Source organism: Burkholderia pyrrocinia (assembly GCF_022809715.1).
Lineage (GTDB): Bacteria > Pseudomonadota > Gammaproteobacteria > Burkholderiales > Burkholderiaceae > Burkholderia > Burkholderia pyrrocinia_C.
This window is the reverse complement of the sequence record NZ_CP094460.1, coordinates 152,558-176,942: the sequence shown is the minus strand read 5'-3', so window position 1 is coordinate 176,942 and position 24,385 is coordinate 152,558. Positions and strand designations below refer to the sequence as shown.

The following is a 24,385-nucleotide window of genomic DNA, read 5'->3' as shown; positions in this document are numbered from 1 at the left end:
CTACCAGGACAACGCCATGAGCCAAACTCGCAAAAAGGCCATCATTACCGGGATCTCGGGGCAAGACGGCGCCTACCTGACCAAACTGCTGCTCGACAAGGGCTACGAGGTCACGGGCACCTATCGCCGCACCAGTTCGGTGAATTTCTGGCGCATCGCCGAGCTCGGCGTCGACACGCACCCGAACCTCACGCTCGTCGAACACGATCTGACCGATGCCGGCTCGAGCCTGCGCCTGCTCGAACGCACGCAGCCCGACGAGCTGTACAACCTGGCCGCGCAGAGCTTCGTCGGCGTGTCGTTCGACCAGCCGACGACGACTGCCGAAGTGACGGGCCTCGGCCCGTTGAACCTGCTCGAGGCGATCCGCGTCGTGAGCCCGAAGACGCGCTTCTACCAGGCGTCGACGTCCGAGATGTTCGGCAAGGTGCAGGCGATTCCGCAGACCGAAACGACCGCGTTCTATCCGCGCAGCCCGTATGGCGTCGCGAAGCTGTACGCGCACTGGATGACCGTGAACTACCGCGAGTCGTACGGCCTGTTCGGCAGCAGCGGCATCCTGTTCAACCACGAATCGCCGCTGCGCGGCCGCGAGTTCGTCACGCGCAAGATCACCGACACCGTCGCGAAGATCAAGCTCGGCAAGGCGACCCGCCTCGAGCTCGGCAACCTCGACGCGAAGCGCGACTGGGGCTTCGCGCTCGAATACGTCGAAGGGATGTGGCGCATGCTGCAGGCCGACGAGCCCGACACCTACGTGCTCGCAACCAATCGCACCGAGACCGTGCGCGACTTCGTGCAGATGGCATTCGCGGCTGCCGGCTACCAGCTCGAATGGACCGGCAAGGGCGAGCAGGAACGCGGCCTCGACGCGTCGAACGGCAACGTGCTCGTCGAAGTGAACCCGAAGTTCTACCGCCCCGCCGAGGTCGACCTGCTGATCGGCTGCGCGGACAAGGCTAAATCCAAGCTCGGCTGGGTGCCGGAGACGACGCTCGAACAACTTTGCCAGATGATGGTCGAAGCGGATTTGACGCGGAATCAACACCATGACACGTTCTGAAGCCGGACGCCCGTCGCGCCGTGCGTTCGTCACCGGCCTGACGGGCTTCACGGGCCGCTACATGGCCGAACGCCTGCAGGCGGCCGGCTATGACGTCTGGGGCACGATCGCGCCCGGCGCGCCGCGGCCCGACGATCCGGCCTTCGCGCATTGCACGCTGCTGCCCGTCGACCTGCTCGACGCGGACGCGGTGCGTGCAGCGGCCGCCGATGCGCGGCCCGATGCGGTCGTGCATCTCGCCGCGCGCGCGCATGTCGCGCAGGACGAGCCGTCGCAGACCTACGCGGTCAACATCGTCGGCACACGCAACCTGCTTGCCGCGCTCGCGGGCCTCGACCACCGCCCGTCGGCCGTGCTGCTCGCGAGCAGTGCGAACATCTACGGCAATTCGACGGCCGGCGTGCTCGACGAGACCGTCGCGCCCGCCCCCGCCAACGACTACGCGGTCAGCAAGCTCGCGATGGAATACGCGGCGAAGCTGTGGGCCGACCGGCTGCCGATCGTGATCGCGCGGCCGTTCAACTACACGGGCGTCGGCCAGGGCGAAGCGTATCTGCTGCCGAAGCTCGCCGCGCACTACGCGCGCAACGAACCGCGCATCTCGCTCGGCAATCTCGACGTGAGCCGCGATTTCTCCGACGTGCGCGACGTGACAACCGCCTATCTGAAGCTGCTCGAAGCGGCGCCAGCCGGCGAGACGTTCAACGTCTGCTCGGAGCGCGCGTATTCGCTGAAGGAGGTGCTGGCGATGCTGTCGCGCATCGCCGGTTACGTGATCGACGTGACGGTCGATCCGCGTTTCGTGCGGCACAACGAGGTGAAAAGCCTGAGCGGGTCGCGCGACAAGCTGCGGCGCGCGGTGGGCGAGCTGCCCGTCACGCCGCTCGACGAAACGCTGCGGTGGATGGTGGATGCGATGCGCGCCGCGCCGCAAGGGCACGGCGGCTGAATCACGCGGTGCATGCGCGAGCGCGGTGCGCCGGACGTAATGCCTTCATGCGGAAAAAACAACGGGCCGCCTGTTTTGCAGGCGGCCCGTCGTCGTTGATGCGTCGATGTCGATGCGGCGAAAGCACCGCGTCGCTCAGCCCTCCAGGCCGCGCGCGAGATCGTTACGCAGGTCGCCCGCGTGCTCGAGGCCGACCGACAAGCGGATCAAACCTTCGGTGATCCCCGCCGCCGCGCGCGCTTCCGGCGTGATGCGGCCGTGCGTCGTGGTCGCCGGATGCGTGATCGTCGTGCGCGTATCGCCGAGGTTGCCGGTGATCGAGATCAGCTTCGTGTTGTCGATCACGCGCCATGCGTTCGCGCGCTGCTGCTCGGGCGTGTCGCCCTTCAGCTCGAACGACAGGATCGCGCCGCCCGCCTTCTGCTGACGCTTCGCGAGTTCGTACTGCGGGTGCGACTCGAGGCCCGGATGAAACACGCGTGCCACCGCCGGATGCGAATCGAGCCAGCGCGCAATTTCCAGCGCGTTCGCCGATTGCTTCTCGACGCGCAGCGACAGCGTCTCCATCCCCTTCAGCAGCACCCACGCGTTGAAGGCCGACAGCGTCGGGCCCGCGCTGCGTACGAACGGGAATACCTTGCCCATGATGAATTCCTTCGAGCCGACCAGCGCGCCGCCGAGCACGCGGCCCTGCCCGTCGAGGAATTTCGTCGCCGAGTGCATCACGACGTCCGCGCCGAGCTTCAGCGGCTGCTGCAGCACCGGGCTGCAGAAACAATTGTCGACGACGAACAGCGCGTTCGCGGCCTTCGCGATCTTGCCGATCGCCTCGATGTCGGCGAGTTCGGTCAGCGGGTTCGACGGCGTCTCGAGGAAGAACATCTTCGTTTCGGGCCGCACGGCTTCCTTCCATGCGTTCAGGTCGGTCGGATCGACGAAGGTCGTCGTGATCCCGAACTTGCTGAAGATCTGCGAGAACATCCCGAGCGTCGAGCCGAACAGGCTGCGCGAGCTGACGAGGTGGTCGCCCGCCTGCAGCGCGGACATCACGACCGACATGATCGCGGCCATCCCGGAGGCAGTGGCGATGCACGCCTCGCCGCCCTCGAGCGCCGCGAGACGCTCCTGGAACATGGTGACGGTCGGGTTCGTGAAGCGCGAATAGGTGAAGTAGTCTTCCGAATTCGCGAAGCGCTCGGCCGCGTCGGCCGCGCTCTGGAAGCAGAAGCTCGACGTGAGGAACAGCGCTTCCGAGTGCTCGTTGAAGTCGCTGCGCAGCGTGCCCGCACGCACGGCAAGCGTGTCGAAGTTGAGGGAGTCGTCCATGTTCCGTTTTCCGTATTCGATGGCCGCGCGTGTCGCGCAGGCCAAGTCAAAACCAGGCCAAAACAAAAAGCCCGCTATGCGTCGGCATCAGCGGGCTTCGGGCGGTACGACAGCGATCGACTCGGGCCGACTGCCGCCGGCCTTCGCTTTAGCTGTTTTGGGAAGTCGCCCCGCGTCCGCAAGCTGATATCAAATCGACGCAAGGCCACATCCTATCACGCTTCGGCAAAAGCGTACGCCGGTGTCACTCGACCGACAGCTGCAGGTTCATCTGCGAGCGCCCGGTGTCGCCGGCCGTGTCGCGATCGGCCTGCGACGCCGGCGTGAGGCGCGCGCGCTCGATCGCGTCGAGATACTCGGGCGTCACGTCGCCGGTGATGTAGTTGCCGTCGAAGCACGACGCCTCGAAGCGTTCGAGCTTCGGGTTGATGTCGCGCACCGCGCGGCGCAGGTCGTCGACGTCCTGGTAGATCAGGTGGTCGGCGCCGATGATCTTCGCGACTTCGTCGTCGGTGCGGCCGTGCGCGACGAGCTCGCCGCGCGTCGGCATGTCGATGCCGTACACGTTCGGGAACTTCACGGGCGGCGCCGCCGACGCGAAGATCACCGACTTCGCGCCCGCATCGCGCGCCATCTGCACGATTTCATGCGAGGTCGTGCCGCGCACGATCGAATCGTCGACGATCAGCACGTGCTTGTCCTTGAACTCGATGCTCATCGCGTTGAGCTTCTGGCGCACCGACTTCTTGCGCACGGCCTGCCCCGGCATGATGAACGTACGGCCGACGTAGCGGTTCTTGAAGAAGCCTTCGCGATACTCGACGCCGAGCTTCGCGGCGACCTGCATCGCAGCCGGGCGCGACGAATCGGGAATCGGCATCACGACGTCGATCGGCACGTTCGGCAACTCGCGCTTGATCTTCTCGGCGAGATAGTCGCCCATGCGCAGGCGCACGTTGTAGACGGGCACGCCGTCGAGGCACGAATCCGGACGCGCGAGGTACACGTATTCGAACATGCACGGATTCAGCGTCGGCTTCTCCGCGCATTGCTGGCTGTGGAAGTTGCCGGCCGGGTCGATGAAGATCGCCTCACCCGGCTGCACATCGCGCACGAATTCGAAACCGATGCCTTCGACCGCGACCGACTCCGACGCGACCATCCATTCGGTGCCGTGCTCGGTTTCGAGCTTGCCGATGCAGAGCGGGCGGATGCCGAACGGATCGCGGAACGCGAGCAGGCCGTAGCCGGCGATCAGCGACACGATCGCATACGAACCCTGCAGGCGGCGATGGACACCCGAAACCGCCTTGAACACCGAGGCCGGATCGAGCTCGAGGCCCGTCGTCGACAGCTGCAGCTCGTGCGCGAACACGTTGAGCAGCACTTCGCTGTCGGAATTGGTGTTGATGTGCCGGCGGTCGATCCGGAACATCTCGTCCTTCAGTTGCTGCCAGTTCGTCAGGTTGCCGTTGTGCGCGAGGATGATGCCGAACGGCGCGTTCACGTAGAACGGCTGCGCCTCGGCTTCGCTCGACGCCGAACCGGCCGTCGGGTAGCGCACCTGGCCGATGCCGTAGGTGCCGGGCAGGCTGCGCATGTTGCGCGTGCGGAACACGTCGCGCACCATGCCGTTCGCCTTGTACATGTGGAAATTGCTGCCGTCCGCCGTCGCGATGCCCGCTGCGTCCTGACCGCGATGCTGCAGCAGCAGCAGGCTGTCATAGATCAGCTGGTTGACCGGAGATTGGGAGATAACGCCTACGATGCCGCACATGGCATGTCCTTCAGAATGACAAAATCGGTTACGTCCTGCCCGGCCGCGTCGTCACACGCGTACGTACTGGGCCATGCCGTCGGGCAGGAGCTGCTTCAGCTCATGCACGCCCTGTTCGGCGAAAGGACGCAATAGCGCATTGCGCCAGAAATCCTGTTTGGGCAGTTCGGTCAGCCCGGCCGCCGCGACCAGCAGCACCACCAGCACGCCGCCGCGGACCAGCCCGAACATCATGCCCAGCGAGCGATCGACACCGCCGAGGCCGCTCGCCTGCGCGATCCGCGACAGCAGCGCGTTCGCGACGCCGGCGACCAGCACGACGCCGATCACGAGCAATGCGAAGGCGATCACCCACTGCGTCAGCGCGCCGCCCGGCCAGTTCGCCGGAATGTACGGTACGACCAGCCCGACGTAGCGGCCCGCGATCACGATCGCCGCAATCCAGCCGATCAGCCCGAAAATCTCGGACACGAAGCCGCGCCACGCACCGCGCAGCGCCGACAACACGATCACCGCCAATACAGCGTAGTCGAAAGCGGTCAGCATCGTGCGTTACTGCGTCAGGCCGGCTTCGCGCACCTTCGCGATCGCGGCGGAAGCCGCCGCGCGATCCGCGAACGGGCCGGCACGCAACAGTGTAGCCGTGCCACCGTCTGCCTGCTTGCGATGCTCGACATATGCGGGCACGCCCGCCGATTTCAACTTGGTCGCCCACGAACGGGCCGTCGCGTCATCCTTGAACGAACCGAGCTGCACCGCGAAGCGCGCACCGGCCGGCGACGACGGCGACGATGCATCGCCGCTGTCCGGGCTCGCGCCGTCGGCATTCGCGACGGTCGCGGGCGCCGGCTTCGGCGCGGCCGGTTTCGCCGCGGGAGCAGCCGGCTTCGGCGCGGGCTTCGGCGGCGTCACGCTCGCCGTGGTCGTCGTATCGGGTTTCGCGGCCGGCTTGGCGGCCTCCTTCGGCGCAGGCGCCGGGACCGCCGCGACGGCGGCGTCGGATGCCGGCGGCTCGTCGTGCGCGACACCTGCCTGCACGTCGGAAGCGTCGTCGTCACGCGGCGCGACTGCCTGGTGCGCGGGCCGGTTCGGGATGTCGATCGCGATATCGTCCGTGACTGGCTTCGGGTGCGAATCGAGCACCATCGGCAGCACGATCACGGCGGCCACGACGAGCGCGATCGCGCCGACGAGGCGACGGCGCGCGCGTTGCTTTTCTGGAAGGGTCGGATCGAGGAGCAGCGCGTCCGATTCCGGACGCTCGGTGCGGCGCGGGCGCCGCTCGACGCGTTCAGTGCGCTCCGTGCGCACGTTCCGGGAGGTCCCGGTGCGACCGCCGCGCCGCGTGGGCGCGTCGTCGTCTTTTTTGCCGAACGAGAAAATTCCCATGAATGGCTGAGTCCGAAACTGCCCGTCAGTCAGTGTTGCTGCGATTTACGGTAGGCCAGCACGCCGGCAACCGTATGGAAACTGCCGAAAACCACGATTCTATCATTCTCGGATGCTCTTTTTAGTGCATCGCGAAACGCTTCGGCGGGCGACGCGTAACGCGTCACGCTCGAATCGGCCCCGTCCTCCACGCCAGCCTTGCGCAGCGCGGCTTCGAGCTGCTCCGCGGAGGCCGCGCGCGGCAGCGGCAGGTCGGTCACGCACCAGTGGTCGATCTCGCCTTTCAGATGCCGCAGCACGCCGTCGATGTCCTTGTCGTGCATCGCGCCGAACACCGCGTACGTGTACGGGAAAAAGCCCATGTTGCCGAGATTCTGCTCGAGCACGGCCGCCGCATGCGGGTTGTGCGCGACGTCGAGCACGATCGCCGGCTTGCCGGGCAGCACCTGGAAGCGCCCCGGCAGCTCGACGTTCGCGAGCCCGAGCCGGATGTCCTGCGCGGATACCGGCAGCACCGGGCGCAGCGCCTCGAGCGCGGCGAGCGCGGCCGATGCATTGATCAGCTGATTCGCGCCGCGCAGCGCCGGATACGCAAGCGCCGGATAGCGCTTCTCGCGGCCGAGGTAGCTCCACTGCTGGCGCTCCGCGCCCGCCTGCGCCTCATAGCGGAAATCGCGGCCGACGAGCCACAGGTCGGCGCCGATCGCTTCGGCATGGTCGATCAACGTTTGCGGCGCGGCCGGATCGCCGCAGATCGCCGGCTTGCCGGCACGGAAGATCCCGGCCTTCTCGAACGCGATCTTCTCGCGCGTGTCGCCGAGGTATTCGGTGTGGTCGATGTCGATGCTCGTGACGATCGCGCAATCGGTATCGATGATGTTGACCGCATCGAGCCGGCCGCCGAGGCCGACTTCGAGGATCACCGCATCGAGCCCGCGCGACGCGAACAGATGCAGGATCGCGAGCGTCGTGAATTCGAAGTACGTGAGCGACACCGGTTCCGGCAGCGACGTGCGCGCGGCTTCGACGGCCTCGAAGTGAGGCAGCAGTTCGTCATCGGTGACGTTCTGCCCGTTCACGCGCGCGCGCTCGTTGAATTCGAGCAGGTGCGGCGACGTGTGGCAGCCGACCTTGTAACCCGCGCGCACGAGAATCGTCTCGAGGAACGCGCAGGTCGAGCCCTTGCCGTTCGTGCCGCCGACGGTGATGACGGGGCACGCGAATTCGAGCTGCAGCGCCGTCTTGACCTGCCCGATGCGGGTCAGGCCCATGTCGATGCCGACCGGGTGCGCGCGTTCGAGGTGCGAGAGCCACGCGTCGAGAGTGGGAAAAGTGCTCATCGGATCAAATCTGGATCGGTACCGCCACTACGCCAAAAAACGAAGCGCGCCGCCTGACGCCGAAGCCAGGCGACGCGCAGAGTTCACCACCTCGCGCCGGTCAGGCCAGCGCGTCGGCCGGCTGTCGCTGCAGCAGCGCGAGCAATTGCGCGATCTCGTCGCGCATCTTGCGGCGGTCGACGATCATGTCGATCGCGCCCGTGGTCAGCAGGAATTCGGCGCGCTGAAAGCCTTCCGGCAGCTTCTCGCGGACCGTCTGCTCGATCACGCGCGGGCCGGCGAAGCCGATCAGCGCCTTCGGTTCGGCGATCACGACGTCGCCGAGGAACGCGAAGCTCGCGGACACACCGCCCATCGTCGGATCGGTCAGCACCGAGATGAACGGCAGCTTCGCTTCGGCCAGCTTGGTCAGCATCGCGGTGGTTTTCGCCATCTGCATCAGCGACAGCAGGCTTTCCTGCATCCGTGCGCCACCCGACGCCGTGAAGCAGATGAACGGCACGTGCTGTTCCAGCGCGTTCTGCGCGCCGCGCGCGAAGCGCTCGCCGACGACCGAGCCCATCGAGCCGCCCATGAACGAGAACTCGAAGCAGGCCGCGACGACGGGCAGCGTGTGGATCGCACCGCCCATCACGACCATCGCGTCGGTCTCGCCCGTCTCGTCCATCGCTTCCTTCAGACGATCGGGATACTTGCGGCTGTCCTTGAACTTCAGCGAGTCGACCGGCACGATTTCCTGGCCGATCTCGTAGCGGCCTTCCGGATCGAGCAGCCCGTCGAGGCGCTCGCGCGCGCCGATGCGCATGTGGTGATCGCACTTCGGGCACACGTGCAGGTTCGCGTCCACGTCGTTGCGGTACAGCACGGCCTCGCAGGACGGGCACTTGACCCACAGGCCTTCCGGAATGCCCTTGCGGCTTTTCGGGTCGGTCTGCTTGATCTTCGGCGGCAACAGTTTGTCGAGCCAGCTCATCGTATGGTTTCCTGTTCCGTGGCGGGCCGGGCCGCATGGCCCGCCCGCTCCCTGTGTTGTGTTTATCGCGCCGCCTTGCCTGCGCCGTCCAGCGCGGCACGCAGCTCGGCGATGAACGCCTTCAGCGCAGCGGCGGCGCCTTCCGGCGCAGCGCTTTCGAGCAGCTGCACGAGGCGGCTGCCGATCACGACGGCGTCCGACACCTCGGCCACCGCGCGCGCCGTTTCGGCGTCGCGGATGCCGAAGCCGACGCCAACCGGAACCGGCACGCGCGACTTGATGGCCGGGATTTTACCCGCAATGTTCGAAACATCCAGATTTCCCGCGCCGGTCACGCCCTTGAGCGACACGTAATACACGTAGCCGCTCGCGATCTTGCCGACGTCGGCGATGCGTTCGTCGGTCGACGTGGGTGCGAGCAGGAAGATCGGATCGATCTGCGCGGCGCGCATCTTTTCGGCGAATACGCCCGCCTCTTCAGGCGGATAGTCGACGACGAGCACGCCGTCGACGCCGGCCGCCTGCGCTTCGGCCGCGAACGCGTCGACGCCCATCCGCTCGATCGGGTTCGCATAGCCCATCAGCACGACGGGGGTTTTCGCATCGGTTTCGCGGAAGCGCTTCACGTCGGCGAGCACGCTCTTCAGCGTGACGCCGCGCGCGAGCGCACGTTCCGACGAGCGCTGGATCACGGGGCCGTCGGCCATCGGGTCCGAGAACGGCACGCCGAGCTCGATCACGTCCGCGCCGCCTGCGGCGAGCGCATGCATGAATTCGACGGTCTTCGCGGGATCGGGGTCGCCGGCCGTGATGAACGGGATCAGGCCCTTTCGGCCTTGTTCGGCGAGCGCGGCAAAGGTCTGCTGAATACGGGACATGGCTATTTTCCTTGATGCGTTCGGCGATGCGGCTACGCGATTCACGCGCATGCCGGCGCGGCGAGCGCGCTCACGCGCTCGTGCGCGATCGCACAATAACTTTCGTTGATCTCGTAGCCGACGAAGTCGCGCCCCTGCCGTGCGCAGGCCACCGCGGTCGTGCCGCTGCCCATGAACGGATCGAGCACGCGGCCGCCCGGCGGGCAGCTTGCGAGCACCATCCGCTCGACGATTTCCAGCGGCTTCTGGGTCGGATGATCGACGCGCTCCGCGTGCTGCCGGTGCAGGCGCGAGACCGACCAGACGTCCTTCGGGTTGTAGCCCATCTCCAGCCACTTGCTGCCTTCGAACAGCTTGCGCGAGCGGGCCTTCTTCGTGTCGGCGTCGTACGGGATGCGGACCGGATCGAGATCGAAGTAATACGCCTTGGAAACCGCGAAAAAGCCGATGTTGTCGTGCACCGACGTGAAACGGCGCGTCGTGCCGCCCATGCTCGGCACGCGCCGGTCCCAGATGATCTCGTTGACCATCGTGAGCTTCGTCTTCAGGAAACTGAAGATTTCCGGCGCGTACTGCCATGTGCAGAAGATGTACATCGACCCGCTCGGCTTGAGCTTCGGAATCGCGAGCTCGAGCCACTCGCGCGTCCACGCGAGAAAGTCGTCGCCCGAACGCTTGTCCGAGTCGTTGCCGTAGTCCTTGCCGAGCCCGTACGGCGGATCGGCGACGATCAGGTCGATCGACGCATCCGGCAGGTGTGCGGCATCGGTCAGGAAATCGCGGTTATGCAGTTCGATACCGGACGGCAGCGCGCGCGGCACGACGGCGGCGGGCTGAACCGCCTCCGCCTCGCTCGCGGCACCGCCGCCCGGCTCTTCGATCAGGTCACGCATCGGTCGGGGTCAGAGCTCGATGCCCGATCGCTCGGCGACCGTGTGCATGTCCTTGTCGCCGCGGCCCGACAGGTTGACGAGCAGGATCTTGTCCTTCGGCAACGTCGGCGCAAGCTTCACGCCATACGCGATCGCGTGGCTCGACTCGAGCGCGGGAATGATCCCCTCGATCCGGCAGCAGTCGTGGAACGCCTTCAGCGCTTCCTCGTCGGTGATCCCGACGTACTGCGCGCGACCGCTGTCCTTCAGCCATGCATGCTCGGGGCCGACGCCCGGATAGTCGAGGCCCGCCGACACCGAGTGCGTCTCGATGATCTGGCCGTTGTCGTCCTGCAGCAGGTACGTACGGTTGCCGTGCAGCACGCCCGGGCTGCCGGCGATCAGCGATGCCGCGTGATGGCCGGTGTCGAGCCCGTCGCCGGCCGCTTCGACGCCGATCAGCTGCACCGACGCATCGTCGATATACGGATAGAAGATGCCCATCGCGTTCGAGCCGCCGCCGACGCAAGCGATCACCGCGTCGGGCTGCCGGCCCGCGAGCTCGGGCATCTGCACCTTGCACTCGTCGCCGATCACGCGCTGGAAGTCGCGCACCATCATCGGGTACGGGTGCGGGCCCGCAACCGTGCCGATGATGTAGAACGTGCTTTCAATGTTGGTGACCCAGTCGCGCATCGCTTCGTTCAGCGCGTCCTTCAGCGTGCGCGAACCCGACTCGACCGGCACGACCGTCGCACCGAGCAACTTCATCCGGTAGACGTTGGCGGCCTGCCGGCGCACGTCCTCGGAACCCATGTAGACGACGCACTCCATCCCGAAGCGCGCGCAGATCGTCGCGGTCGCGACGCCGTGCTGGCCGGCGCCCGTCTCGGCGATCACGCGCTTCTTGCCCATGCGCTTCGCGAGCAGCGCCTGGCCGATCACGTTGTTGATCTTGTGCGCGCCCGTGTGGTTCAGGTCCTCGCGCTTCAGGTAGATCTGCGCGCCGCCGAGCGTCTCGCTCCAGCGCTGCGCGTGGTAGATCGGCGACGGACGGCCGACGAAATGCTTCAGCTCGCGCTCGAATTCGGCGACGAAGTCGGGATCGTGCTGGAATTTTTCATACGCCGCGCGCAGTTCGTCCAGCGCGTGAATCAGCGTCTCGGCGACGAACGTGCCGCCGTACGGGCCGAAGTGGCCGCGAGCATCAGGAAGGTTGTACATGGTGTCTCTCTCGATCGGTCGATGCGCCCGCTTTCGGGGCCGCACCGGCTTGCATCACCCGGCGTCCGCTTCGCGCACCGCGCGTACGAACGCCGCCATCCGGGCGTGATCCTTCACGCCCTTCGCGCCCTCCACTTCGATGCCACTCGAGACATCGACAGCAAACGGGCGCAACTGGCGGATCGCATCACCGACGTTTTGCGCGCTCAAGCCACCACTCAAAACGGCCCGATGCGCGAGCTCTGCGGGAATAAGAGACCAATCGAAGACCTTGCCGCTACCGCCGTAGTCCGGCACCAGGGTGTCGAACAGGAGGCCGCGCGCTTTCGAATAATGAAGAGCCGATTCTACCAAATCGGACGGCTGCGTCGAGGGCCCGACGCGCACTGCGCGCAACCACGGCAGGTGTGCCGCGCGGCCGAGCGCGTCGCATTGCTCCGGCGTCTCGTCGCCATGGAACTGCAGCAGCGTGAGCGGCACGTCGCGCACGACGGCTTCGATCTCGGCTGCGGTCGCATTCACGAACAGCCCGACCACCGACACGAACGGCGGCGCGAGACGCGCGAGCTCGGCCGCCTGCGCGAGCGTCACCGCGCGCGGGCTCTTCGGGTAGAACACGAGGCCGATCGCATCGGCGCCGAGCGCCGCTGCGTGCAGCACGTCCTCGGGGCGCGACAGCCCGCACAGCTTGATGCGCGTGCGCGGCGGCAGGCCGGCGGCGGAAGTCGAAGGAGACACGGCGTGATCCGTCATGATTGCGGGTCCAGATCGGCCCAGACGCTGCTCCACGGCACGCTGCCGAGCTGCGCGGGCGGGACGGCGAATTCCGCCGGGTAGCCGACGTGGGCGAGATACAGCCCGTCGGCCATGAACGTGGGCGCCGCGAGGTTGCGGTCGCGCCCTGCCAGGACATCGGCGACCCAGTCGGCCGGATAGCGGCCGCGACCGACCGCGACGAGGCAGCCCATCAGGTTGCGCACCATGTGGTGCAGGAACGCGTTGGCGCGGAAGCGGAAATGGATGAAATGGCCCGCGCGCCGCACGTCAATCTGGTACAGGTGTTTGACCGGCGTCTTCGACTGGCATTCCGACGACCGGAACGACGAGAAATCGTGCTCGCCGATCAGGTGCGCGGCGGCGGCGCGCATCGCGTCGTCGTCGAGCGGCGTATGGATCCAGCCCGCGCGTCCGGCCAGCATCGGCGAGCGCACGGGGTGCACGTACAGCACGTAGTAATAGGTGCGCTCGAACGCCGAGAAACGCGCGTGGAACGTCTCCGGCATCGGCTTCGCCCATTGCACCGACACGGTCGACGGCAGGAACGCGTTGGTGCCGCGCACCCACGAGAATGCCTCGCGGTCGAGATCCGTGTCGAAGTGCACGACCTGCCCGAGCCCGTGCACGCCGGTGTCGGTCCGCCCGGCCACCGTCGTATGCAGCGGCACCCGCGCGAACTCGGCCAGCGCATGCTCGAGTGCGTTCTGCACGGTCTTGCCGTGCGGCTGCGCCTGCCAGCCGCAAAATGCCGCGCCGTCGTACTGAATGCCCAGCGCGATCCGCATCACGCCTCGTCCGCGAGTTTCGCGAGCAGCGCGCGCGCATCGTCGCGCGTCGCGGCGTCGTTCGCGTCGACCACCTCCTGCAGCAGCGTCCGCGCGCCGGACAAGTCGCCCAGCTCGACGTACTCGGCCGCGAGGTCAAGCTTGTTGCGTGCGATACGCGCGAGTTCGTCCGGCGTCAGCGCAGGCAGCGCGGCGCCCGGCGCGGACGGCAGGTCGAGGTCGAAATCGAGCTTCAGCGCGCCGAACTGCGCGCCGCCGAGCGGTGGCAGCGACGACGTCGCGGACGGGCTGCCCACGTGGTCGGCCGGTGTCGTCGCGTCCGGATCCCATTCGAACTCGTCGTCCTGGTCGGCCGGGTGTTCCGGGGCCGGATCGTTCGAGCCAATTGGCGGGTGCGACGCGGATTGACCGTTAGTTGCGATTTTATCGGCGTCGGACTGCCCTGCTCGTGCGGCCGACTCGTCCGCCGCCAGCGACGGATCGTCCTGCGTGCGCGGCGGCAGCGGCATGTCGAGGCTGCTGAGCGCACTGATCGCGTTCTGCATCAGCGCCGCGTGCTGCGTTTCGGTCGCCGAAGGCTCGGCGAGCGTCTCGGCAGCCGCCTGTTCTACCGGTTCTGCGTCGTGCGGGGCCGAGACCGGGGCCGAAGTCGCATCGTTCTCCGGCGGTACTGCGGCGTGGGCAGGCGCAGGCGGCAATTCAGGCTGGCCGTCATCCGGCTTCGTTACTTCGGGCGCCGGTGATGCATCCACCTCAGGCGGCGCGACCGTCTCCGCCGCTGCGGCAGTCGCCGCGGCGAGATTCATGTCGGCAGCCGCGTCGCGGGCAACCGGCATCTCGGGCAGGATCGGCAGTTCACGTTCGACGGACGGCGCCGCTTCTGCTTCGGCAGCCACGGCACCGCCCGCTGCAGCGGCTGCAGCCGTCGTGCCCGCAGCGTCCGTGTGCCGACCCTTCCGGCGCCTGCGCCACGCGAACCCGGCCGCGAGGACGATCACGGCCGCGCCGGCCGCTGCGACCGGACGCCAGTCCATCTGATCCGCAGCGCGCGCAGGCGCCGTCACGGGTGCGACCGGCTGCGCGGGCGCCGATACCGGCTGCGCAGCGCTGGCGGCCACGCCGGACGCCGCTTCAGCTGCTGGCGATGCGGCAGACGGTGCACCCGCATCGTTCGCGGCCGGACGCGGCGCGGCAGGCGCCGGCGCAGGCGCGACGTTGTTCGTCGCGGCCGGCTTGCCGATGCCGTGCTTCTGCAACTCCATCAGCACGCGGTTCTTCAATGCCAGCAGTTGCTGCAGGCTCGACGGCCGCGGCTGCGATGCCCCGTGGCGGGTGCCGCACCAGCCGGTTCGTTCGTGCCCGAAACCTGGCTGCCCGGCGCAGGCTGGGCAGCGGCCTCGCTCGCGGCCGACGGTGCCGACTGGATCGCGCCGCTCCACACATGCGGGCCGCTGGCGCCGGCAGCAGGCGCCGCCGGCTGCATGTTTTCGACAGCCGAAGCGCCGTGCGCGACCGAAGCACCGACCGAAGCCGACGCCCCTGCCGCCGTCGCGACACTCGCACCGCTCACCGGCGCCGCATGCACGGCCGGCGCCACCGGCGCGGATTGCACGGCCGACCCCGGATGCGGCGCGGACGCACCGGGCTGCGCGAGTGCCGCACCGCCCGACGCAGCGACGGGCGCGGAGGCAGCCGCCGCACCGGATGCACCGGATGCGCCAGCCGGCGCAAGCGCCGCGCCCGTTGCGTCGAGCGCGGGCACGGTCAGCGTCGCGCCGACTTTCAGGCGGCTCGCGTCGCGCTTCATGAACGCCTGCGGATTGGCGTCGAACAGCGCGCGACCGGCACGCGCGAGCACGCCGGGATCGTGCGATTGCGTCGCCGCTTTCGCGATGTCGTTCAGCGACTGGCCCGGCTGGACCGTCACGGTAAGCGGCGCGGCGGCGCCGGCAGCAGACGCCGGCAGTTCGCCAGTGCCGGCCGCCCAGGCCGACGCGGCTGCGCCGAGCGCCAGGATCGCCAGCGCGCCACGCACGGCGCGCGACAGACGGGACTGACGCGGAAACAAGGAAATTCGGGACATCGTAGGCTCTATCGCCGCGCGCGGGCGCGGCTCGGATTCACGGTTGGAAGCGTCAATAAAGTTGCCGCAGAAATGCAAAAGCGTCGCGCGGAACGCGACGCTTTCGGCTGGTCTGTGCGTCGTAACCGCGTAGTTTACTTCACGTGCTCGCGTTCGGGCCGAATTCATCGGCTGCGGGTGCAACCGGCCGCGCTCGCGCGTCGCGGCGCACGCAGCGATCGCGTCGGGCTGCCGCACCGGTTCGCACACTGCAGCCGGCACGCCGGATCGATCGAAAGGATAGGCATCAATGGATGAGAATCCCTGCGACAACATCTCATCCGGAACGAATGGCAAGGCTTTACGCCGCGCCGCTTCCTCTCCTCGCGCCAAACGATGCGATGCAGGAACGACCGCGCAAGCGGTTCGGCGCTTCCATGTTTCCGCCGGCCCGTTCCCGCGCCGAACCACGACCGGAGAATCGGGCGCGTTCGCTCAATAATTCGCATCACCTGCCGTTAATTGATTAACAGCCAACATTTCAAATAAAACCCGCTGCCCCGCCAATCTCATTCAAATCAATTTCAATTGAACGATAAGAAGGCAACTCCCACCTCTTATCGTCGAATTGAACATCCCTCCCGCCAAATCCCCGCCCCATAAGGCTTACAGACCTGACAGCACAAACCATTACTCATACAAAAGCGATCATCTCGACAACAATTCAATTACATTACACAAAATTACACAGAGCAAATAATTGCCGTCGCTACGATCGACTTCAAACAGGAATCGGTGCAATCCGGCCATCGCGTTTGCACATGCCGGAAAGGCGGGACTGCGATCGGCCGGGTTGACGCCGTGAGGCGCCAGAGGGTCATCGCGCAGTTGCAAGACTGCATTCACTCACCAGCTCGTTACGGGGATCGAACATGGGCTATCAGCAGGGTTTGAGCGGGTTGGCCGGCGCGTCGAGCAATCTCGACGTGATCGGCAACAACATCGCGAACGCAAACACGACCGGCTTCAAGCAGGGCCGCGCGAACTTCTCCGACATGTATGCGAATTCGGTCGCGACGTCGGTCAATACGCAGATCGGCATCGGCACGAGGCTCGCGTCGGTGCAGCAGCAATTCGGCCAGGGCACGATCAATACGACCCACTCGTCGCTGGACATCGCGATCAACGGCAACGGCTTCTTCCAGATGTCGAGCAACGGCGCGACGACGTACTCGCGCGACGGCACGTTCCACCGCGACAAGACCGGCGCCATCGTCGACTCGCAAGGCCGCAACCTGATGGGTTATGCGGCAGGCGCAGGCGGCGTGATCAACACCGCGCAGACCGTGCCGCTGCAGGCGCCGACCAGCAACATCGCGCCGCAGGCGACGAGCAAGATCACCGGCCAGTTCAACCTGAACTCGCAGGACAAGGTGCCGGCCAAGACGCCGTTCAACGCGAGCGACAACACGACGTACAACTACAATTCGTCGATCCAGGTCTACGACACGCTCGGCGGCTCGCAGCAGGTCACGATGTATTTCGCGAAAAGCGCCGCCGGCACCTGGCAGGCCTATGCGGGCGTACAGGGCCAGACGCCGACGAATCTCGGCACCGTCACGTTCGATGCGTCGGGCCGGATCAGCTCGACGACGTCGGCCGCCACCGGCCTGCCCACGCCGAGCCTCGGTCAGTTCGCGTTCTCGATCCCCAACACGACGGGCGGCGCCAACCCGCAGAACCTGACGCTCGACCTGACCGGCACGACGCAGTATGGCGGGAAGGATGGCGTGAACAACCTCGCGCAGGACGGTTTCGCGAGCGGCACGCTGACGACGTTCTCGATCGGCGCCGACGGCAAGCTGACCGGCAACTACTCGAACGGCCAGAGCGCGGTGCTCGGCCTGATCGCGCTCGCGAACTTCAACAACCCGAACGGGCTCGTGAACATCGGCGGCAACCAGTATGCGGAGACCTCTGCGTCGGGCGTGCCGCAGATCTCCGCGCCGGGCAGCACGAACCACGGCACGCTGCAGGGCAGCGCGCTGGAGAACTCGAACGTCAATCTGACGACGGAGCTCGTGAACCTGATCACCGCGCAGCGCAATTACCAGGCCAACGCGCAGACGATCAAGACCCAGCAGACGGTCGACCAGACGCTGCTGAACCTGCGCTGATCCGCGCATGAAAAACGCGCCGCGCCAGCCTTGACATCGTCAAGGCCGACGCGGCGCGTCATCTTGTGCAGCCCGGCCCGCGGGCCGGGCACGCAAGCGGGCTTACTTGTCGAGCAGGATGCGCAGCATGCGGCGCAGCGGCTCGGCCGCGCCCCACAGCAGCTGATCGCCGACCGTGAATGCCGACAGGTATTCGCCGCCCATCGCGAGCTTGCGCAGGCGGCCGACCGGCACCGTCAGCGTGCCGGTGATCTTCGCCGGCGACAGGTCGCGCATCGATGCTTCACGCTCGTTCGGCACGACCTTCACCCAGTCGTTCGCCGATGCGAGGATGCCGTTGATCTCGTCGAGCGGCACGTCCTTGTTCAGCTTGATCGTCAGCGCCTGCGAGTGGCAGCGCATCGCGCCGATCCGCACGCACAGGCCGTCGACCGGGATCGAGCCCGGCTCGCCCATCGCCGGCTTGCCGAGAATCTTGTTGGTTTCCGCGCCGCCCTTCCACTCTTCCTTCGACATCCCGTTGCCGAGATCCTTGTCGATCCACGGGATCAGCGAGCCGGCGAGCGGCACGCCGAAGTTGCTGGTGGGCATCGCGTCGCTGTTCATCGCGGCCAGCACGCGGCGGTCGATGTCGAGAATCGCGGAAGCCGGATCGGCGAGCTGTTCCTGCACCGCGCCGTTCAGCGTGCCCATCTGCGACAGCAGCTCGCGCATGTTCTGCGCGCCCGCGCCCGAGGCGGCCTGGTAGGTCATCGCCGTCATCCAGTCGACGAGGTTCTCGCGGAACAGGCCGCCGAGCGCCATCAGCATCAGGCTGACCGTGCAGTTGCCGCCGACGAAGTTCTTCGTGCCCTTGACGAGCGCATCCTTGATCACGTCGAGGTTGACCGGATCGAGGATGATGACCGCGTCGTCGTTCATCCGCAGCGACGATGCCGCATCGATCCAGTAGCCGTTCCAGCCGGCCGCGCGCAGCTTCGGGAACACGTCGTTCGTGTAGTCGCCGCCCTGGCACGTGATGATCACGTCGCACTTCTTCAGCTCGTCGACGTTGGTCGCGTCCTTGAGCGTAGTCTCGTTTTTCGCGAACGACGGCGCTTTGCCACCCGTGTTGCTGGTGCTGAAAAACACCGGTTCGATCAGGTCGAAATCGCCCTCTTCCTGCATGCGCTGCATCAGGACGCTGCCGACCATGCCGCGCCAACCTACGAGACCTACGTTCATGACTAACCCTTTGAATGGAGCTTCCCCGCCATTTCCGTCCCCGCTGTGACCGCGCGGGGAAAAAGGCGGGCACGACGGACGATCAGCGTTTAATGATCGTTTTCGTGGTAATGGTTTTCGTGATGACGATGGCGCGCGCACCCGCACGGGCAATGTTGCCGTGGAGTTTCAAGACCGGGGAGATCAGGGAAATTTGCGCCATCGTTCGAGTCTACACAAACCTATTCGGCCGCACAACGGCCAACCCGGTGCGAACCCGCCGTTTTTACCGGCCGCGTTCGCACCCTTTACTGCCTGCTTACAGCGCCGCGACCACCGCGTCGCCCATCGCCGCCGTACCGACCTGCTTGCAGCCCGGCGTCGCGATGTCGCCCGTGCGGTAGCCCTGTTCGAGCACCGTTTTCACCGCGCGCTCGATGCGATCGGCCTGCTCCGCGCGATTCAGCGAGTAGCGCAGCAGCATCGCGGCCGACAGGATCGTCGCGAGCGGGTTCGCGATGCCCTTGCCCGCGATGTCCGGTGCCGAACCGTGCGACGGTTCGTACAGGCCCTTGTTGTTCTTGTCGAGCGACGCCGACGGCAGCATGCCGATCGAGCCCGTCAGCATCGACGCTTCATCCGACAGGATGTCGCCGAACATGTTGCCCGTGACGATCACGTCGAACTGCTTCGGCGCCTTCGCGAGCTGCATCGCCGCGTTGTCGACGTACATGTGCGACAGCTCGACGTCCGCGTATTCCTTCGACACGTCGATCATGATGTCGCGCCAGAACTGCGACGTTTCGAGCACGTTCGACTTGTCGACCGACAGCAGCTTCTTCGCGCGCTTGCGTGCGGCCTGGAACGCGACGTGCGCGATGCGGCGCACTTCCGGTTCCGAGTAGCGCATCGTGTCGAAGCCTTCGCGCTCGCCGGCGAACGGGCCGTCCGGTGCGGCACGCACGCCGCGCGGCTGGCCGAAGTAGATGTCTCCGTTCAGTTCGCGCACGATCAGGATGTCGAGGCCCGCGACGAGCTCGGGCTTGAGCGGCGAAGCATCGACGAGCTGCGGATAGCAGATCGCCGGACGGAAGTTCGCGAACAGCTCGAGATGCTTGCGCAGCCCGAGGATCGCCTGCTCGGGGCGCAGCGCGCGCTCGAGCGAGTCGTACTTCCAGTCGCCTACGGCGCCGAACAGGATCGCGTCGGCTTCCTTCGCGAGCTTCAGCGTCGCGTCGGCCAGCGGATGGCCGCTCGCCTCGTAGCCCGCGCCGCCGACCGGCGCGTGCTCGAGTTCGAACTTCTCGTCGAGTGCGTTCAGCACCTTGACCGCTTCGTTGACGATTTCCGGACCGATGCCGTCGCCGGGCAGCACTGCAATCTTCATGCGTTATTCCTGACTGGGTAGGTTATGGAGCAGGCCGGCGAACGCGCGGATAGCGCGCCCGCCTCGAAGGCGATCTATCAGCCGACCAGCTTGGTGTTGAGCCACGGCTGCTTCACGAGCCGCTCGGCTTCGAACTGGCGGATCTTGTCCGCATGGCGCAGCGTGAGGCCGATGTCGTCGAAGCCGTTCAGCAGGCAGTACTTGCGGAACGCGGCGATCTCGAACGGATACTCGCGGCCGTCGCCCGTGCGCACGACCTGCGCGTCGAGGTCGATCGTCAGCTGGTAGCCGTTGAACGCGTACGTGTCGTTGAACACGTGATCGACCTGCTGCTCGGTCAGCACGATCGGCAGCAGGCCGTTCTTGTAGCAGTTGTTGAAGAAGATGTCCGCGAAGCTCGGCGCGATGATCGCGCGGAAACCGTACTGCTGCAGCGCCCACGGCGCGTGCTCGCGCGAGCTGCCGCAGCCGAAGTTCTTGCGCGCGACCAGCACCGATGCGCCCTGGTAGCGCGGCTGGTTCAGCACGAAATCGGGATTCAGCGGACGCTTCGAGTTGTCCTGGCCCGGCTCGCCGTGATCGAGGTAACGCCACTCGTCGAACGCGTTCGGACCGAAGCCCGTGCGCTTGATCGACTTCAGGAACTGCTTCGGGATGATCGCGTCGGTGTCGACGTTCTCGCGATCGAGCGGCGCCACGACGCCGGTATGTACTGTGAATTTTTCCATGATCCGTCTATCCGGTTGGAGGGCCGGCGTTCAGCCGGCGCACATCGACAAATTCTCGGCGGGAAACGTCACTCCGCGGCGCGCTTCAGCGCGTTGCCGGCGGCGTTGACGTCCTGCCCGAAGCCCTGGACGGTATTGCAGCCCGCGAGGCCGAAGCCCAGCCCCGCCAGCGCCAGCGCGGCAACCAGCCGCGCAATGATCTTCGATGCCGTCACGCGTCACCCCAGCTTGCGAATGTCGACGAAATGGCCTTCGATCGCCGCGGCCGCCGCCATCGCAGGGCTCACGAGGTGCGTGCGACCGCCCGCGCCCTGCCGGCCTTCGAAGTTGCGGTTCGACGTCGACGCGCAACGCTCGCCCGGATCGAGCCGGTCGGCGTTCATCGCGAGGCACATCGAGCAGCCCGGCTCGCGCCATTCGAAACCGGCGTCGGTGAACACCTTGTCGAGCCCTTCGCGTTCGGCCTGCGCCTTCACGAGGCCCGAGCCCGGCACGACCATCGCGAGCCGCACGTTCGACGCGATGCGACGGTTCAGCTTCTTCACGACATACGCGGCCGCGCGAATGTCCTCGATCCGAGCGTTCGTGCACGAGCCGATGAAGATCTTGTCGACCTTGATCGATTCGATCGGCGTGTTCGGCTCGAGCGCCATGTAGGCCAGCGCGCGCTCCATCGCGTCGCGCTTGACCGGATCCTTCTCGCGCTCGGGATCGGGCACGCGGCCGTCGATCGACGTGACCATTTCCGGCGACGTGCCCCACGTGACCTGCGGGACGATCTCGGCTGCGTTCAGCTCGACGACGCGGTCGAACTGCGCGCCTTCGTCCGACTTGAACTGGCGCCAGTATTCGACGGCCTGATCCCATTCCGCGCCGGTCGGCACGAACGGACGGCCCTTCAGGTAATCGATCGTCGTGTCGTCCACCGCGACCATGCCCGCGCGCGCGCCGGCCTCGATCGCCATGTTGCAGACCGTCATGCGGCCTTCCATCGTCAGCGCGCGAATGGTCGAGCCGCCGAATTCGATCGCGTAGCCCGTGCCGCCTGCCGTGCCGATCTTGCCGATGATCGCGAGCACGATGTCCTTCGCGGTACAGCCGCGCGGCAGTGCGCCCTCGACCTTCACGAGCATGTTCTTGCTCTTCTTCTGCAGCAGCGTCTGCGTCGCCAGCACGTGCTCGACTTCCGACGTGCCGATGCCGTGCGCGAGCGCGCCGAACGCGCCGTGCGTCGACGTATGCGAATCGCCGCACACGATCGTCATGCCCGGCAGCGTCGCACCCTGCTCCGGCCCGATGATGTGGACGATGCCCTGGCGCACGTCGTTCATCTTGAACTGCGTGATGCCGAATGCATCGCAGTTCGAGTCGAGCGTGTCGACCTGCAGCTTCGAGACGGGATCGGCGATGCCGTGGCTGCGGTCCGTCGTCGGCACGTTGTGATCCGACACGGCCAGGTTCGCGCTGATGCGCCACACCGGACGCTGCGTCATCTTCAGCCCTTCGAACGCCTGCGGGCTCGTGACTTCATGCAGCAGCTGACGGTCGATGTACAGCAAGGTCGTGCCGTCATCCTCGGTGTGGACGACGTGGGTATTCCACAGTTTGTCGTAGAGAGTCTGTGCCATGGGTATGCGGGGTCGTTGTGACTACAAGCCTTGCGGATGCGGTCGATTATGCCACGCAGAACGCGTCGCGGCGCAGGCCGGACGCGAAAAAACCCATTAAAAACAGTGGTTTGGCTGGTAGTGCCAATACCTGTATCGGCATTACCCGGCAAATGGGGCACGCCGGGTCCGGATGATCGCGATCGCGGATCGCGTCGCCCGGACCGGGCGCGACAGGCAGGAACCCGGCGGCCTCAGCCGTTCGGATATTCGCGGTTGATCAGGTCGAGCCGCAGCATCGCAAGCTGCATGCCGGCGTTGCTCATCAGGTAGAGATCGCGGCGGCGCATCGCCGGCTGCTGCGCGGACGTGTCGTAGGCGACCGGCAGCACCAGCCCGGCCGGCACCGCCGCCTGCATCCCCGCCGCATTCGACACGCGCACGGCGATCGACGCCTGATCCGCGTGCGTGACGACCGCGACCTTGCCGAGCGCCGCGGCCGAGCCGGCCTGTTTGACGATCGCGGCGGCGACGCCGGCGGGCGTCGGTATCGGGCTGCCGGCGCTCAGGGCCGGCGTCGCGATCGTCGTCACGCCGGCCGTCAGCCCGTATTTCGACGCGAGCACGCTCGCGACTTCCTGCTGCGCGCAGACCGGCACGGCGACCTTCTGCCGGAGCGCGAACACGGCGTCGGCAATCGCCTCGTTCACCGGGCCCGGCACCGGCGCGGCACCGGATGCCGCGGCGCGACTGCCGAAGCTGAACGCGGCGATCGTATTGATGCCGGCCGCCGCGACGGTAGGCGGCGCCCATGAGAAAAACGTGTCGAACAGGTAACCCGTCTCGTCGGCGGCGGTCGCGCGATCGTTCAGTTCGTTCGTCAGCTTGCCGAGCATCTGGCGCTGCAGTTCGGCATCGGATGCCGGTGCGTCGCTTGCGAACACGGGCGCGGCGGCCGCGCACGATGCGGCGAGTACGGAAGTGGAAGCCAGGAAATGGCGGCGGGTCGTCATGGTCATCGAAATCGTGTGGAAAGCGGGAATCGTCAGCCTTTCGGGAAGGCCTGCGTCGTGGCGGTCATCGCGCGGCCAAGCATCTGCGCATACATGTCGTGCACGAGATACAGGCTGCGGTTGCGCGTCCACGGCTGGCCCGATTGCGGGTCGTAGAGCGTCGGGAGCGGCACCTCGGCAACGGCAGCCGCCTTCATGCCCGCCTGCTGCGAGGTCTGGATGCAGCGCTTCGCGTGATCGCGATGGCCGACCACCGCGACGCTGCCCATCGCGGCCGCGCCGCCCGCGCGCGACACGGCCACGGCGGCGACGCCTGCCGTGCTCAGGTACACGATCGTGCCGTCGCTCGCGATCACCGGTTCGATCGACGACAGCACGTCGGCGCCCATCCCGTATTTCGACACGAGAAAGCGCGCGATTTCCCACTGCGCGTAGACCTTGACGGGTTTCAACTGTCGGATGCGGTACACGGCGTCCGCGAGCGCTTCGTTGACCGGCCCCGGATCGGGCAGCGCGGACTGGTTGCCGCCCGTGCTCGACGTGTTGCCGCTCGCCGCGTTCGGACGGTTGCCGAAGCTGTATGCGACGATCGCGCCGACCTGCGCGGCCGGCACCGTCGGCAGATCCCACGTGAAGCCGACATCGGTCAGTGCCGGCATGATTGCATTGACCGTCGCCGCATCGCCAAGCTGCGCGTTCAGCTTCGCGGACATCTGTACGGCAAGTGCGCTATCGGTGATGGGCGCCGAAGTGACGTCGTCGCCACCGCATGCGCTCAGCAGCGGTGCTGCCGCGACGGCGGGTGCGGCGGCAAGAAATTTTCTGCGTGAAGCAGCCGACGGGTTCAGATTCATA

The 24,385-nt window shown here is 66.7% G+C and carries 22 protein-coding genes and 1 pseudogene; 3 read left to right on the top strand and 20 right to left on the bottom strand.

Annotation, left to right across the window (positions count from 1 at the left end; translation table 11 throughout):
- The first annotated feature begins 16 nt into the window (after positions 1–16).
- Positions 17–1,063, top strand: a complete 1,047-nt coding sequence (gene gmd / locus MRS60_RS17645) for a GDP-mannose 4,6-dehydratase (RefSeq protein WP_096474752.1) — start codon at positions 17–19, stop codon at positions 1,061–1,063.
- Entirely contained in the window at positions 1,050–2,012 is a 963-nt protein-coding gene (locus tag MRS60_RS17640; RefSeq protein ID WP_243566292.1) for an NAD-dependent epimerase/dehydratase family protein, read from the top strand. Before gmd ends, MRS60_RS17640 begins: the two co-directional genes overlap by 14 nt.
- A 135-nt stretch (positions 2,013–2,147) precedes the next feature.
- Here MRS60_RS17640 and MRS60_RS17635 read toward each other — a convergent pair whose 3' ends face one another.
- From MRS60_RS17635 to MRS60_RS17580, 12 genes and pseudogenes are all read right to left on the bottom strand, one after another.
- Positions 2,148–3,338 carry an O-succinylhomoserine sulfhydrylase gene (locus MRS60_RS17635; RefSeq protein ID WP_175748661.1) on the bottom strand — a complete coding sequence of 397 codons (1,191 nt, stop codon included), beginning with the start codon at positions 3,336–3,338 and terminating at the stop codon, positions 2,148–2,150.
- Between the two features lie 244 nt (positions 3,339–3,582).
- Positions 3,583–5,115, bottom strand: a complete 1,533-nt coding sequence (purF, locus tag MRS60_RS17630) for an amidophosphoribosyltransferase (RefSeq protein WP_243566291.1) — start codon at positions 5,113–5,115, stop codon at positions 3,583–3,585.
- Positions 5,116–5,166: 51 nt separating this feature from the next.
- On the bottom strand, positions 5,167–5,661 hold the full coding sequence (locus MRS60_RS17625) for a CvpA family protein (RefSeq protein ID WP_034179985.1): 495 nt from the start codon (positions 5,659–5,661) through the stop codon (positions 5,167–5,169).
- A gap of 6 nt (positions 5,662–5,667) precedes the next feature.
- Positions 5,668–6,504 (bottom strand): SPOR domain-containing protein, encoded by an 837-nt coding sequence (locus MRS60_RS17620; protein ID WP_217589947.1) that lies wholly within the window; start codon positions 6,502–6,504, stop codon positions 5,668–5,670.
- Positions 6,505–6,533: 29 nt separating this feature from the next.
- The gene (folC, locus tag MRS60_RS17615) at positions 6,534–7,844 is read right to left on the bottom strand and encodes a bifunctional tetrahydrofolate synthase/dihydrofolate synthase (RefSeq protein WP_131949298.1); all 1,311 of its coding nucleotides are present in this window, start codon (positions 7,842–7,844) and stop codon (positions 6,534–6,536) included.
- A 100-nt stretch (positions 7,845–7,944) separates the two neighbouring features.
- A complete protein-coding gene (gene accD / locus MRS60_RS17610; RefSeq protein WP_006755101.1) occupies positions 7,945–8,817 on the bottom strand; it encodes an acetyl-CoA carboxylase, carboxyltransferase subunit beta in 873 nt (290 codons plus the stop codon).
- Positions 8,818–8,879: 62 nt separating this feature from the next.
- Positions 8,880–9,695, bottom strand: a complete 816-nt coding sequence (gene trpA, locus MRS60_RS17605; protein ID WP_175748665.1) for a tryptophan synthase subunit alpha — start codon at positions 9,693–9,695, stop codon at positions 8,880–8,882.
- Between the two features lie 41 nt (positions 9,696–9,736).
- On the bottom strand, positions 9,737–10,588 hold the full coding sequence (locus MRS60_RS17600; protein ID WP_034179989.1) for a DNA-methyltransferase: 852 nt from the start codon (positions 10,586–10,588) through the stop codon (positions 9,737–9,739).
- A 9-nt stretch (positions 10,589–10,597) separates the two neighbouring features.
- On the bottom strand, positions 10,598–11,791 hold the full coding sequence (gene trpB / locus MRS60_RS17595) for a tryptophan synthase subunit beta (protein WP_034179990.1): 1,194 nt from the start codon (positions 11,789–11,791) through the stop codon (positions 10,598–10,600).
- Between the two features lie 54 nt (positions 11,792–11,845).
- Positions 11,846–12,544 (bottom strand): phosphoribosylanthranilate isomerase, encoded by a 699-nt coding sequence (locus MRS60_RS17590; RefSeq protein ID WP_217589945.1) that lies wholly within the window; start codon positions 12,542–12,544, stop codon positions 11,846–11,848.
- Positions 12,541–13,353 (bottom strand): tRNA pseudouridine(38-40) synthase TruA, encoded by an 813-nt coding sequence (gene truA, locus MRS60_RS17585; protein WP_034179992.1) that lies wholly within the window; start codon positions 13,351–13,353, stop codon positions 12,541–12,543. Before truA ends, MRS60_RS17590 begins: the two co-directional genes overlap by 4 nt.
- Positions 13,353–15,436 (bottom strand): annotated as a pseudogene (locus MRS60_RS17580) (FimV/HubP family polar landmark protein). The gene truA and the pseudogene MRS60_RS17580 overlap by 1 nt, the downstream one beginning before the upstream one ends.
- A gap of 911 nt (positions 15,437–16,347) precedes the next feature.
- Between MRS60_RS17580 and flgE the strand changes: the two are divergent.
- The gene (gene flgE / locus MRS60_RS17575; RefSeq protein WP_217589940.1) at positions 16,348–17,592 is read left to right on the top strand and encodes a flagellar hook protein FlgE; all 1,245 of its coding nucleotides are present in this window, start codon (positions 16,348–16,350) and stop codon (positions 17,590–17,592) included.
- A 102-nt stretch (positions 17,593–17,694) separates the two neighbouring features.
- Here the strand turns inward: flgE and asd are convergent, their stop codons facing one another.
- The 8 genes from asd to MRS60_RS17535 form a co-directional block, all read right to left on the bottom strand.
- A complete protein-coding gene (gene asd, locus MRS60_RS17570; protein ID WP_034179994.1) occupies positions 17,695–18,816 on the bottom strand; it encodes an aspartate-semialdehyde dehydrogenase in 1,122 nt (373 codons plus the stop codon).
- Between the two features lie 82 nt (positions 18,817–18,898).
- Positions 18,899–19,018, bottom strand: coding sequence for a hypothetical protein (locus tag MRS60_RS17565; protein ID WP_021158720.1), 120 nt, complete (start codon positions 19,016–19,018; stop codon positions 18,899–18,901).
- A 96-nt stretch (positions 19,019–19,114) separates the two neighbouring features.
- The gene (leuB, locus tag MRS60_RS17560) at positions 19,115–20,182 is read right to left on the bottom strand and encodes a 3-isopropylmalate dehydrogenase (RefSeq protein ID WP_243566290.1); all 1,068 of its coding nucleotides are present in this window, start codon (positions 20,180–20,182) and stop codon (positions 19,115–19,117) included.
- A gap of 77 nt (positions 20,183–20,259) precedes the next feature.
- Entirely contained in the window at positions 20,260–20,910 is a 651-nt protein-coding gene (leuD, locus tag MRS60_RS17555) for a 3-isopropylmalate dehydratase small subunit (protein ID WP_034179996.1), read from the bottom strand.
- A gap of 68 nt (positions 20,911–20,978) precedes the next feature.
- A complete protein-coding gene (locus MRS60_RS17550; RefSeq protein WP_034179997.1) occupies positions 20,979–21,125 on the bottom strand; it encodes an entericidin A/B family lipoprotein in 147 nt (48 codons plus the stop codon).
- A 3-nt stretch (positions 21,126–21,128) separates the two neighbouring features.
- Positions 21,129–22,538 carry a 3-isopropylmalate dehydratase large subunit gene (leuC, locus tag MRS60_RS17545; protein ID WP_034179998.1) on the bottom strand — a complete coding sequence of 470 codons (1,410 nt, stop codon included), beginning with the start codon at positions 22,536–22,538 and terminating at the stop codon, positions 21,129–21,131.
- Positions 22,539–22,771: 233 nt separating this feature from the next.
- Positions 22,772–23,530 (bottom strand): hypothetical protein, encoded by a 759-nt coding sequence (locus MRS60_RS17540; RefSeq protein ID WP_034179999.1) that lies wholly within the window; start codon positions 23,528–23,530, stop codon positions 22,772–22,774.
- 32 nt (positions 23,531–23,562) lie between these two features.
- Positions 23,563–24,384 (bottom strand): hypothetical protein, encoded by an 822-nt coding sequence (locus tag MRS60_RS17535; RefSeq protein ID WP_243566289.1) that lies wholly within the window; start codon positions 24,382–24,384, stop codon positions 23,563–23,565.
- Position 24,385 lies beyond the last annotated feature (1 nt).